The 12,522-nt window shown below is 62.8% G+C and carries 9 protein-coding genes and 1 pseudogene; 3 read left to right on the top strand and 7 right to left on the bottom strand.

Annotated features, from left to right (window positions below; translation table 11 throughout):
- Positions 1-49: 49 nt before the first annotated feature.
- Positions 50-235 (top strand): annotated as a pseudogene (locus tag ILFOPFJJ_RS35860) (PIN domain-containing protein); the annotation flags it as partial.
- 677 nt (positions 236-912) lie between these two features.
- Here ILFOPFJJ_RS35860 and ILFOPFJJ_RS33935 read toward each other — a convergent pair.
- The 7 genes from ILFOPFJJ_RS33935 to ILFOPFJJ_RS33965 all read right to left on the bottom strand — a co-directional run bounded on the left by ILFOPFJJ_RS33935 (position 913) and on the right by ILFOPFJJ_RS33965 (position 8,673).
- Positions 913-1,971, bottom strand: a complete 1,059-nt coding sequence (locus tag ILFOPFJJ_RS33935; RefSeq protein ID WP_173514768.1) for a Gfo/Idh/MocA family protein — start codon at positions 1,969-1,971, stop codon at positions 913-915.
- Positions 1,972-1,983: 12 nt separating this feature from the next.
- On the bottom strand, positions 1,984-2,835 hold the full coding sequence (locus ILFOPFJJ_RS33940; protein ID WP_173514769.1) for a sugar phosphate isomerase/epimerase family protein: 852 nt from the start codon (positions 2,833-2,835) through the stop codon (positions 1,984-1,986).
- A 10-nt stretch (positions 2,836-2,845) separates the two neighbouring features.
- Positions 2,846-4,243, bottom strand: a complete 1,398-nt coding sequence (locus ILFOPFJJ_RS33945; protein WP_173514770.1) for a CehA/McbA family metallohydrolase — start codon at positions 4,241-4,243, stop codon at positions 2,846-2,848.
- A 1-nt stretch (position 4,244) separates the two neighbouring features.
- Complete coding sequence (locus ILFOPFJJ_RS33950) at positions 4,245-5,366, bottom strand: ABC transporter ATP-binding protein (RefSeq protein WP_173514771.1); 1,122 nt, start codon at positions 5,364-5,366, stop codon at positions 4,245-4,247.
- 6 nt (positions 5,367-5,372) lie between these two features.
- The gene (locus tag ILFOPFJJ_RS33955) at positions 5,373-6,203 is read right to left on the bottom strand and encodes a carbohydrate ABC transporter permease (RefSeq protein ID WP_173514772.1); all 831 of its coding nucleotides are present in this window, start codon (positions 6,201-6,203) and stop codon (positions 5,373-5,375) included.
- Complete coding sequence (locus tag ILFOPFJJ_RS33960) at positions 6,200-7,111, bottom strand: carbohydrate ABC transporter permease (protein WP_173514773.1); 912 nt, start codon at positions 7,109-7,111, stop codon at positions 6,200-6,202. The genes ILFOPFJJ_RS33955 and ILFOPFJJ_RS33960 overlap by 4 nt, the downstream gene beginning before the upstream one ends.
- A gap of 209 nt (positions 7,112-7,320) precedes the next feature.
- Positions 7,321-8,673, bottom strand: coding sequence for an extracellular solute-binding protein (locus tag ILFOPFJJ_RS33965; protein WP_173514774.1), 1,353 nt, complete (start codon positions 8,671-8,673; stop codon positions 7,321-7,323).
- A gap of 298 nt (positions 8,674-8,971) precedes the next feature.
- On the opposite strand from ILFOPFJJ_RS33965, the gene ILFOPFJJ_RS33970 reads away from it, so the two are divergent.
- Together ILFOPFJJ_RS33970 and ILFOPFJJ_RS33975 are read left to right on the top strand one after the other, a co-directional pair.
- Entirely contained in the window at positions 8,972-10,024 is a 1,053-nt protein-coding gene (locus ILFOPFJJ_RS33970; RefSeq protein WP_173514775.1) for a LacI family DNA-binding transcriptional regulator, read from the top strand.
- 110 nt (positions 10,025-10,134) lie between these two features.
- Positions 10,135-12,069, top strand: coding sequence for a DUF5054 domain-containing protein (locus ILFOPFJJ_RS33975; protein WP_173514776.1), 1,935 nt, complete (start codon positions 10,135-10,137; stop codon positions 12,067-12,069).
- Positions 12,070-12,522: the final 453 nt, after the last annotated feature.

Genomic DNA, 12,522 nt, shown 5'->3' on the forward strand with positions numbered 1-12,522 from the left:
ATCCGCTCGATGATCGATTGGCGCACATGGGAGAACCGGGCGAGCTTGCGCAGCTCGGCATTTTGCCGACCTGGCCGTGAAGGCCCGAGCGGTCGGCAAGGGGTTCCCGACGCCCGACGGATATATTGCCGCCATTGCCGCCTCCAAAGGATTTATCATAGCGACGCGTGATACAAGCCCCTTTGAAGCGGCAGGACTTACCGTCGTAAATCCTTGGAATCACAAAGGCAGCTAAGCCTCCATTCACTGGTCTCTGGTTAGATACGGTTCAAGCCGATTAGATCGATCTGACTCACTAAGGTCGAACTGTACACCACGAAGCCGGTATGGCGGGCGCTCTCAAGGGAACAGCGCCAACAACTCTTCGGCGAGGCGGCTACGCCATGCCGGCGCTGAAGGCACCCAGCTCATGGGTCATCTCGGACAGCCTTGGCGAGCCGCCTAATGTCCCGTACCCCTATAGATTTGGGTTTGGGGCTACTTGAACCGTGACCCTGCTGCGCGGCAACGGACGCAGAAGCGTTTCGGATCTCGCGCTGGGAACGGGGGCATCGCGGGCAGGGCATCGAACTTCCTGATTTGGTCTGCGGAGAGCATTCCCCTCGGCTTCATGCACAATGTGGCGGCCACGACCGGCGAGATTACGTGGCCCGTCGCTGGATCAGGATGCGGGTGGCATTCATGCAGAGACAGGTTTGGGCGCCGGCGACAGAACAACGGCATTGCTGCCCTGCCGGTGCTCCGCCAGTTGGCAAGCTGCTCCTGCTGCGGAGGCTAACGGTATAGCCGCGCAGCTTGATCTCGTGGAAGAGGTCCCTTCCGCGGCGGATGCCGTCCTTCCAACGCTGGGCAGGATACGCCTCGAAAATGCGTCGACGGAACAGGCGTTCAGAGACGGTGGGAAGCGCGACCTCAGAATTGCCGCCCGACCTCAGCGAAGAGCTCAAGGTCGGCAAGCGAATCCTCGAGATTGGTCTTTGGGCGTATCCCTTGCGTCACGCAGTCATGGAAGGCGCCGAGCTCGACCCGGAAGGCATCCTCGTAAAACGGCCCGATGATCTCGGTGCCGGTCTCCGCGTCGGTGGAACTGGTGATTTCGAGACGTGTCGGCAGGTTGCGGATATAGGGCGTGTCGTAGTTGATCCTGTATTGCCGGTTCTGCGTCAGCACTTCGATGCCGGAATCGAAGCGGGCGACGTCGTGGATCACCGCCTCGTAAACCGCGGTGAAGTGGCCGTAGTCGAAGAGCACCACTAGCGATTCTCCGCCCGATTGGCGCGCCGCCGCCACGCCGTTCGGCGGGCCTAGCAGCTCGCGCATTGCCGAAAAGCTGTGCGAGGACAATCCGGTCAGCACCTGATAGGCGCGCACCGCATGATCAGGGCGACCCTCGCCCATCACTTCCCGCACAAGTGCCTGCGTCCGCGCGCGGCCTTCAGCGGTGACGGCTGGGGAAACGTCCGTCGCACGCATGATGTGGCGCGTCTGGTCGACGAAGAAGCGCGATTCACGGATCAGGTCGCGGATGCGGACATGGCGGATTTCCTTCGCGGGAGGCATGCGCTTCTTGAGCTCCAGAAACGGCCGGGCGTAACGGCGCATGTAGCCGACGAAGACGGTCTTCGGATTGCTTCTGTTGCGCTCGATGAGCGGCAGCAGTTCGCGCCGCGTGAGGCAGACCGGCTTCTCGATGAAGACATGCTTGTTCGCTTCGATCGCTTTGCCGAGAAGCTCCGAATGCAGATAATCCGGCGCGAGGATGAACACCGCATCAATATCCGGTGCCGCGAACATTTCCTCGACGCGGGTGGTGCGAAGACGGGCGCCGTAGCGCGCGCCCATGGCCTCGACCAACATTGGCGAGACGTCGCAGACGCCGACGATCCGGAAGCCGGGGTGATCCGCAAGGAGGGGAAGATGCATGAGCTGGGCGACCTCGCCCAGACCGATCAGGCCGACAGAAATCTGCATCGGCGACTGCTCCTAGATAAGAGGTTTCAGGAATTCGGCGTTGCGCTTTGCAAGTTGATCGGGGCCCACGCTCATGACCTCGAAATGATCCTGCTCGACAACCACGGGGCCGGCGAAGTGGCGCTCTTTCAGCATCCGGACCACCGCGGCGATATCGACAACGCCATCGGGCAGCGGGCACATGATACCCGCGTCGAAGGCTTCGCGCACGCTCAGGTCTCCGGCGAGCAAGCGTCGGCGCACGGTCGCGTCGACGTTCTTGAGGTGCATGCAGCCGATGCGATCCCAGACCTTGCCCATGTAGGCGAGCGGGTCCTGATTCCAGAAGGCGTGGTGGCCGGTATCGAAGCAGAGGTCGATTTCCGTATCCTGCAACAGGCGGTCGATCTGCTCTTCGAACTCCACCGCCGTTGCCACATGCGGATGGAAGGCGAGAGCGATATCGAACTCTTCAAGGAGCAGCGCCTGGACGTCGCGCAGCATCGCTGTCATCGACCGCCGCTCTGTATCGGTGAGCCGGCCGACCGCATGAGGCGGGTAGGCGTTGCCCTCGTCCATGAGCGTAAAGGAGCGCGCGCCGAGGGCATGAAGCAGCTTGCCGATCTTCTCTGCGTTCGCCAGCAGTTGCGGGCCGCTCAGAGGATCCGAGAAGGTATGCACGTGAACCGTGCCGACGAGTTCCAGGCCGCGGCTGGCAAGGGCATCCTGCAACGCCGCCGGATCGGTGGGCAGGAAGCCGTAGGGGCCGAGTTCGGTGCCCTGGTAGCCGGCTGCCACGACCTCGTCGAGATATTGCAAGGCGCTCACGCGCGGATTGTCGGGATAGAAAATGCCCCAGGAACACGGGGCGTTGGACAGGCGCATTCGGGCTCTCCTATGGAGCGAAATAAAGGGGATTGGAAATTGCGCGGCGCAGCGGCTCGGCCTCGAGCTCCGCTTCGGTCAGGCCCCAGGGAAGGGGGCCATCACCGAGCGCCGCGCGAAACTCCTCGACGAGTGCGGCGTGGCTGGCATCGGCCAAGATTTCGCAACGCAGGAACTCTTGCGGGGCGGCTTCGAGAACGAGCCTCTGGTCGTCCCGGTCGATCGGCATGCGCGCGATCTCACCGCTGGCGTCGTACCAGGCCAGGACGTCGCCGAGCGCGCCCATGACATGCGCCTCGGAGTGCCCGCCGGAAACCGTTGCACCCATCGGCGCGCCGTCGACGGTCAGGGCGAGATGCGGGCCGCGAGGGCTTTCGGTAACATAGCCGTGCCCTGCCTTCATCGCCGCGAGCACGGCATCTTCCGACAGCTCCGGCAGCCACAGAACCGTCGTAGGACGGGCGAGCACCAACGGCCCCTCCGGCAGCAATCGGGCCGGCTGGTGATAGTCGCTGCCGCCGATTGCCGACAGTTTCCAGCCCGAAGCGAGCCGCTCCTGGTAGCGCCGAAGCGATATCCAGTTGCGGGCAAACCAAGCCTGCTGCCAGACCTCCATACAGTCGATCCGCGGCAACTCGTAATCCCAGGGGATGGTCGGCTTGTCGTGGTTTATCGAGAGCAATCCGCCCTTCTCGTGCACGATCTGCGACAGCCTGTGCGCGTCCTCGCGCCTGGTCATGCGGAAGTCGATCCAGTCATCGACGCCGAAGACGTTGGCGTGGCCTTCGTCGGTGGTCACTTCCATGGCACGTACGAAGACGAGCTCCGGCGAGGAATGGGCGTGGAAATAGCGCCGCTGGGTGATGGTGTTGTGGTCGGCCACGGCGAGAAAATCGAGCCCTGCCTGCCTCGCCGCGGCGTGCAAGAGTTCCGGGCTGCCCATCGCATCGGAGTGGAACGTGTGGCAGTGGAGGTCGCCCTTGTACCAGCCGGCCCCTTGACGAACGGGGCGCGGGCGTTGCGGCTGCGGCGTGTGCAGGCGCGGCGCGTCGTCGAAGGTGAAGGTCAATTCGACATCGACGCCGTGCTCGGGAACCCTGTAGAGCCCCAGTATCACGCGCCAGGTGCCGGCCGGCATCTCGCCATGGACATAGCCGGGCGTGGCGTCGTCGGTTGCCACGAAGAAGCGGTCGCGCGCGCCGCCGCTCCAGCCGCGAAAGCCATGTTCGCTCGGGAAATCGCCAAGCCGCGGATCGGCGCAGCCGAGATCGATGATGCAGTCGCCGGCGCCCTCGTAACGCATTGTCACGTCGAGGCGCGTCGTGCTAGCGGGCACGTCGAAAGGCACGTAGAAATAGGGCGAGCGTGCCTTGTCGGTCGGCGTCAGATGCAGGTTACACGTGCGCATGTCAGGCCGGTTCCCCATACATGGGAAGCCGAGCTCCGGCCGCATCGAAGAGGTGGATGTGTTCGGAGGAAAAGCCGAGCGTCACGGTCGCGTCCAGCCCGATCACGTCGTCGGTGAAGATGCGGGCGGTAAAGCGCGCGGCATCGTCCCGTTCGAGCGTAACCAGCTTCTCCGGGCCCATGTTTTCATTGGCGAAGAGCTGGCCCGAGATCGTGTTTGAGATCGCGTTTGCTTCACCGCCGCGCGCGATCGACAGATGCTCGGGGCGAACGCCGAGGGTCAGCTTGCTGTTACCTTTCAATGCCGCGGCGACCGCGCGCGAGACCGGCAGCGGCGCGACGGAAACCCTCTCCGCTTTCAGGTGGAGCGCGCCATCGGCGATCATCGCCTCGACGGGCAGAAGGTTCATCGGCGGGCTGCCGACGAAATTGGCGACGAAGGTCGTGGCGGGCCGGCGGTAGACCTCCATCGGCGGCGCGTATTGCACCACCTTGCCCGCGTCCATCACCGCAACCCGTGTCGCAAGCGCCATGGCTTCGGCCTGGTCGTGGGTGACATAGACCGCCGTCATTCCCATGTCGCGCTGCAGATGGTTGAGGAAGCCGCGCGCCTCCAGCCTGAGCTTCGCGTCGAGATTGGAGAGCGGCTCGTCGAAGAGATAGACCTCGGACGGATAGACCAGCGCACGCGCAAGCGAGGTACGCTGCTGCTGCCCTCCGGAAATCTGCGAGGGCATGCGTTCCATGAGGTGGCCGATCTTCAGCACATCGGCCACTTCGCGGGCCCGTGCATGGCGCTTGGCTTGCGCTTCTCCGCGCACCTTCAGCGGGTAGGCGATGTTGTCGGCGAGGTTCATGTGCGGATAGAGCGCATAATCCTGGAAGACCATGGAGATCTTGCGGTCCTTCGGATGCAGGAAGGTGACATCGCGGTCGCCGATCAGCAGTTGGCCGGAGGTCGGCGTCTCGAGGCCGGCGATCATGCGAAGGGTCGTCGTCTTGCCGCAGCCGGAGGGGCCGAGCAGGCATACAAATTCGCCGTCATGCATTTCGAGGTTGAGATCCGACACGGCGACAAACTCGCCGAACTTCTTGGTGATGCCTTTGAAGCGTATGGAAGCCATGGAACCTTAAGCCTTGATGCCGCCGAAGAACCGGAAACCGAACTTCCAGCTCACGAACAGGTAGAGAATGACGACGGGAAGCGAGTAGAGCAGGGAGTAGGCGGCGAGCAGCGTGACGATCGGGGTTCCGGCCTCCGAATAGAAGGAATAGATCGCCACCGAAGCGGGCATCGTTTCGCTGGAGCGCAGCAGTATGAAGGGGATGAGGAAGCTCCCCCAGATACTGACGAATGCCCAAACGACAACGACCACGATGCCCGGGCGGATGACCGGCAGAGCGACGTCGAAGAAGGCCTGGACGGGCGAGGCTCCGGCCACCATGGCGCTCTCCTCGTAGCTCTTCGGGATGCTGTCGATGAAATCGCGCAGGATGAACATGGCGGTCGGCAGAAGCCCGCCGGCGAAGACTAGGATCACCGCGACCTGCGTGTCGATGAGCCCGATGCCGTTGATGATGAGGAAGATCGGTACCATCGCCGCCGATCCCGATACGACGGAGGAGAAGAGCAGCAGGATGTAGGTGATGACGCTCTTGCCGGGGATCGGTGAGCGCGACAGTGCATAGGAGGCAAGGGTGGCGCCCGCACCCACGAGAATGACGCCGCCGACGCTCTGGACGAGGGAGTTCCAGAGGCCCCGCATCGCGAAGCCGTTCTGGAAGACGGTCTCGAAATTGGCAAGCGAGAACGGCTCCGGAATGGAAAGGCCGAGCTCCGCGCGCGGGTTGAAGGGCGCGAAGATGAACCAGACGAGCGGCAGCGCGAAGAAGACCCCGATCAGCGCCGTTGCCACTGAGAAGCCGATGCGGGTGAAGTAGAGGCCGAGGTAGCGTGTCATGCGACGACTCCCTTGGCGCGACGGCGCATCACCCAGAGATAGAAGAGCGCGAAGACGAGGTTGATCAGCATAACGACCACGCCGACCGCCGCGCCCTTGCCGAAATCGAAATCGCGGAAAGCGATGCGGTAGGTGTAGATCGGCAGGATCTCGGTGCGATAGGACGGTCCACCGCTCGTCAGCAGGAACGGCGTGAAGACGTTGAAGCTCCACATGGTGATGAGGATCAGATCGGTCACCACATGGCCGCGGATGAGCGGCAGGCCGATATCGCGGAATTTCTGCCAGCTCGAGGCGCCAGCGACGTCCGCCGCCTGGAAGTAGCTCGGCGGAATCGAGGAGAAGGCGGAGTTGAACAGCATCATGGAGAAGGCCGTGCCGCGCCAGGTGTTGAAGACGACGATTGCCCAGAATGGAAAGGACAGAAGCCAATCACCCGGCGGGAAGCCCAAGGCTTCCATGATCATGTTGAGCGTGCCGTTCTCGTAGTCCAGAAAGGCGAACCAAGCGAAGGCGATCACCACCTCGGGAAGGATCCACGCGCCGATCGCCACCGTCTCGGTCATATGCTTCAGCGATTTCGGCACCGATTGCAGCATCCACGCCAGCAGCATGCCGAGTGCGGCCTGGCCAACGACCGCCGACAGGAGGACGAACTGGATGGTAAGGATCAGTGAGGAGCCGAATTCGCCGCGCGTAAAAAAAGTCGCTGCGTCGAAGAGCGAGAAATAATTCGCGAGCCCCACGAAATCCGGGTCCAGCGCCGTGCGGCCCAGGAGCGAGCGGTTGGTGAAGGAAACATAGATGACCCAGAAGAACGGCGCGATGACGAACGCGCCGATCAGCAACCCCGCCGGGGCGAGGAAGGCAACCCCAGTGCCGCGGGATAGAAGGGAAAAGGATTTCATCCGACCTCCTGCTTCCGCGCATATGGGGCATCGACCCCATATGCGCGGAGGATTGTCACGTCTGCCATGCGGGATGCGGGGCGACGACCGCAGTCCGTTAGAGCGGGATGAGGAAAAGTGTATGCGGTTTTCCGCCCGCATCCCGCTCTCAACTTTTAGAATCGATCATGCTTATGATTTTGGGTCGATCGGCCCAGAATCATCGCGATCTAGAGCAGGCTCACGGTGTTTTCCTCGCCCACGATCCGGATCACGGCGTCGCGATAGCGGCTCATCGCGTCTTCCGGCGACAACTCGCCCGAAACGACCGCCTCGGTCATGCGCTGGACCTCGGCCGAAACCGCATTGTATTTGGCGTCGTTTGGCCGCGCGGTGGTGAGCGGCATCAGCGCCTGCGAAGTTTCCGCAAGGAAGGGGGCGTCCGCGATTTCCACGTCGTCGCGAATGCGGATGCGCGGCTCGTACTTCTGGAACTCGGCGAGCTGTTCCTTGCTGTTCATGAAGGCGAGCAGTTCCCAGGCCAGTTCCTTTTCATCCGTATTGGGATTGAGGACGAAGCCCGTGCCGCCGGAGATGGTCACGAAGTCCTGGCCGCGGATGCCCTTGCCGGGCTCCTTGGCCGGCATCTTCGCCCAGGTCACCACCTGGTCGCGATTTTCAACCGCAAATTCGGAGCCGGGAGCAGTGACCGAGCGATAGAACCAGTCGCTTTCAAGAAGCATGGCGGTCTTGCCGTCGCGGAAGTTCGCAAAGGTGCGGTTGCGCCCGTCGCCCAACAGTTGCGCCCGCTGGTCACCGAGCTTCTCGTCCACATAAACGGTCTTGTAGAGATTGAGCGTATCGAGAATGCCCTGGCTCGAGACGATATAACGGCCCTTGTCGTCGGTGACCTGCTCGCCGGTGCCGAGCAGCGCCATCCAGTAGCCCTGCATGGTCGTGGCCTCGCCCATCGGCACACCGGCGTTGATCTGCAGCGGGAAGGAGTCGGGCTTCTTGGCCTTCAGCTTGCGTGCGGCATCGAGCAGTTCCGCCCAGGACTTGGGCTGCCAGGCTGCGGGGTCGATGCCGGCTTCCTTCAGGAGATCGGCGCGCACGAAGATCACGCGGACATCGGTGCCGAGCGAAAGGCCATAGGGCTTGCCCTGATAGGACATCAGTGCCTTTGCACCCTCGGTAATATGGCTCCAGCCATCCCATTTCGTCACGGCATCGCCCGCCAGCTCGTCGAGCGGCTTCAAAAGCCCGCCTTCGACGAAACTGGGAATCAGAAAGCCGTCGAAGCCAGCGACATCAGGGCCGGCGCCGGTGGAAAAGTCGAGCGCGAGCTGCTGCGTCAACTGCTCGTCGGAACCGGCGAATTCGGTGAGGGTGACTTTGACCCCGTCACCCTTCATCTTGGTAAAGCCCGGAATGACGCTTTTCTTGACCCACGCTGCGAGTTCGGAGTTCACGCCACCCTCGACGCAGCGGCAGGTGATCGAAAGATCGGCGGAGATTGACGGCGAGGCGAACGTCGTCGCCGCGGCAAGACTTAGCCAGAATGCATGCAGGTGAATGCGCATCGCGATTTTCCTCCCTTCGCGATTGGTTCGGCCGGCTCCCGCGGCCCACGCGAGGCCGCCTGGCAATAGCCGTCGTCCCTCGGTGTTGAAAAGTGAACACGTTTTCATTTTGGCGTCAACCCGAACTGTGCCGAATTCACCTGCCGGCGTGCGCCCCCGTAGATGCGTGCCGTTAGGATCCCTGAGAAACAGGGAGATTTTCACAGAATCACCTGTGCGGGGCTTGACCGTCTGGTTCTCGTGCGGAAGGATAATAGTGAACACGATTTCAGTCTTGCCGAAAAATTAGGTCGATCGCTTGACCAACAAACCTAACGAGACGCCGCAGCGCATCACGGCGGAGACGGTGGCCGAAGTGGCCAAGGTCTCCCGGGCTGCCGTTTCGCGCGCCTTCAATCCGGACGCGCCGCTGAAGCCGGAAAAGCGGGCAAGCATCCTACGGATTGCCGAGGAGCTGGGCTATGTCCCCGATCGTGCGGCGCGCGCGCTTGTGACCCGGCGCACCCACCTTGTCGGCATGATCGTGCCCGACGTCTGCAGCCCTTGGGAAAGCCAGGAGATCGATGCGCTCACCACGGCCCTCCAGGCCGAAGGCTTCGCCACGCTGCTCTTCAAGACACGCACGGATTTCAGCATGGACGAGACGCTGCTCGCTTACATGCGCGGCTTTAATCCGGATTCGGTGATCGCCTTCACGGAGAATGTGCGTCCGCACATCCTTACCCGCTACCTCGACCGCGCCGTGCCGATCTACATCAACTACCTTATGGACGAGGAACCGGCGGATGCTTTGCGCGCTCCCGAGCCGGAGGCGCTCTATGACCGGATCGATGTCGATCAGTGGGAGGGCATGGAACAGGCGGTGGCGCTGCTTGCCGGTTACGGCTGCCGGCGCATCGCCTATCTTTCCGGCAAGCGCGATTCTCTTGCCGAGCAGGCCCGCCGCAGGACCTTGGAAGCGCTGTTGGCGCGGCGAGGCTTGAACCCGCCGACCATCATCCCTGGTGATTTCAGCTACGATGCGGGCCATGCCGGCACGCTCGATCTCTTCCGGGTCGGCGAGGGGGCGGACGCCATCTTCGCCGCCAACGACGAGAGCGCCTTCGGCGCGCTCGACGCGCTGCGCTACGAATTGAAACGGCGCGTGCCGGAGGACGTCAAGGTGGTCGGCTTCGACGACATCTCCCAGTCGCACTGGCGCAGCTACAACCTGACGACCGTGAAGGTGGATCTTGAGGCGCGCACCCGCTCCCTCGTCCGATTGATCCTGCGTCGCCTGAAGGATCCGGCCGCACCAGCCCTTTCCGAAACCGTGCGCACGCGGCTCGTGGTGCGGGGCACGGTGGGTTAGAGCAATTCCAGGATAAGCGTGCAACGGCTTTCCGTCCGGAGTTGCGTAATTTCAAGGAGTTGGATCATCTCACTGCTTCACAGTGAAATGATCTAAACAAAAGGCATGGCATGACCGCTCGACGCATCCACCTGGTCTTCAAGACCCACCTCGATATCGGCTTCACGGACCATGCGGAAAACGTGCGGCGGCTCTACCACGAGCGGTTCATCCCGCAGGCGATCGCGACGGGTGAGCATTTTCATGCCGAAGACCCGCAAAACCCGAAGTTCATCTGGACGACGGGCGCCTGGCTGATCTGGGACCACCTCAACACGCGTTCCGCCGAGGAAGTGGCGCGGCTCGAAAAGGCGATCGAGAAGGGGGTGATCCGCTGGCACGGCTTGCCGTTCACGACCCATTCGGAACTGATGAGTCCCGCGCTTTTCCGGGCCGGGCTCTCCTATGCGGCCGAGCTCGACCGGCGCTTTGGAAAGAAGACAATCGCCGCCAAGATGACCGACGTGCCCGGTCATACGCGCGGCATCGTGCCCTTGATGGCGGAAGCCGGACTGAAATTCCTGCATATCGGCGTCAACACCGCCTGTCCTCCTCCGGACGTTCCGGAGATCTTCCGATGGCGGGCTCCCGGCGGCGAGGAGATCGTCGTCATGTACCAGCAAAGCTACGGCGCCACGCACCTGCCCGAAGGGCTTTCTGAAGGGCTGAGCTTTGCCCACACCAACGACAATATCGGCCCGCAGCAGATCCATCAGGTGGTGGAGGTCCTGCGGGAGATGGGCCACCGCCATCCGCAGGCCGAGATCCGCGCGGCCACGCTTGAAGACTACGGCGCGTTCCTGTGGGAGCATCGCGAGCGCTTCCCAGTGGTGGAGATGGAGCTCGGGGACAGCTGGATCCACGGCGCTGCCGCCGACCCGGTAAAGATTGCGCGGTTCCGGGCCTTGCAGCGGCTCTACGACGTCTTTGGGGCGGAGGGGCTGTCGCCGGCGCGGCGCGACTTCGGGCGCAAACTGACGCTGATCGCCGAGCACACCTGTGGCGTCGATATCAAGACGTTCCTGCGCGACGAAACGGCCTGGGACCGGCCGGCCTTCGAGGCGGCGCGGAAAGACGACTACCGCTTCCGCTATAGCGAAGCGTCCTGGGGCGAGCAGCGGGCCTATCTCGGCCAGGGGGTCGAAGTGCTTTCGACGGAGGACCGCAGACGAGCGGAGGCCGCACTTCGGGAGACCGAGGTGCCGGCTGCGATCGACGTCCAGCCGTTGGCGCCAACGGGGAAGGTCGCGGTCGACGACATGGAGGTGGAATTCGATCCCGAGACCGGTGACATCCTCGCGCTTGCCGTGGGCAACTGGCGGCTCGAAGGGAACGGGCGGCTGTTCGGCTACCGTTACGAGAGCTACGACGCGAACGATGTGGCTCGGTTCATGGACAGTTATCTCACCGACGGGCCGGAATGGGCTATCCTCGATCATGGCAAGCCGGGACTCCGCCAGGCACAGACGGCGCGGTCCGCTTCGTTCAGGCCGCAACTGATCGGCGTTGCAAGGGATGGCGGCGGATTAGCGATCGCCTGCCGGTTTTCCGGCGCAGCGCAGGAGCAATTGGGTGCCGCCGCCCGGGTGGATTATATCGTGCAGCCGTGGGGAGGCGGTGTGGAACTCACCGTGGTGCTGCGCGGCAAGCCCGCCAACCGAATGCCGGAAGCGGGTTTTCTCGAGATTACGCCGAAGGGTGCCCATGGCTGGGAATTTTTGAAGACCGGGCTCTGGCAAGAGGCGGCGCGGACCGTCCGGCGGGGTGGCGGAGGGTTGCAGGCGATCTTTGCTGCGCGGGCAGCACTTGCCGGCGGCGAGGAATTGACGATCGAACCGCTCGACTCGCCGCTCGCGGGACCGCTCGAACAGCCCTTCATGCAGTTCCCCGATCGTCCACCGGCATATGAGAGAGGGCTCGTGTTCAATCTCCACAACAACAAATGGGGCACCAATTTCCCGATGTGGTGGGAAGGCGACTTCATGAGCCGCTTCCGTATTCGCTGACGGTTGAAAGGTGGCGCGCACGCGGGAACTTGCTGCGGATCACAGCGGGAAGCACCGGCGGCCTGTTGGATGACGTGACCTACGGGATAGGATCCTCGGATCCACGATGACGACGATCCTCAAGAAGCTTGCGACCTCATCAAAGGCCGGCTAGTTAGCCAGGGCTCTCCGGAAGTCGGCCGGATCGCGCGCCCGGCGCGGTCACTTCGCCAAATCGAATCTCCCCGCGACGGCCATGGTTCACTCCTCACGTAACCCGAGGGAGTCAACCGAATGACTTTCCGCTTTGTCCGAGTTCGTTCGAAATTCAGCAACTTCTGCGCCGATCCGTTGTTTGTCGCCGAGGTCCGATCACCGTCAACGCCCGCGAACCGCTTGGGGTGTGTATTCGCCAGACCAATACCTAATGCGAACTAGATCGATTTTGGCGCGTTAACGAGAGCACCGATTTGC

The organism is Sinorhizobium psoraleae, from assembly GCF_013283645.1.
GTDB classification, from domain to species: Bacteria; Pseudomonadota; Alphaproteobacteria; order Rhizobiales; family Rhizobiaceae; genus Sinorhizobium; species Sinorhizobium psoraleae.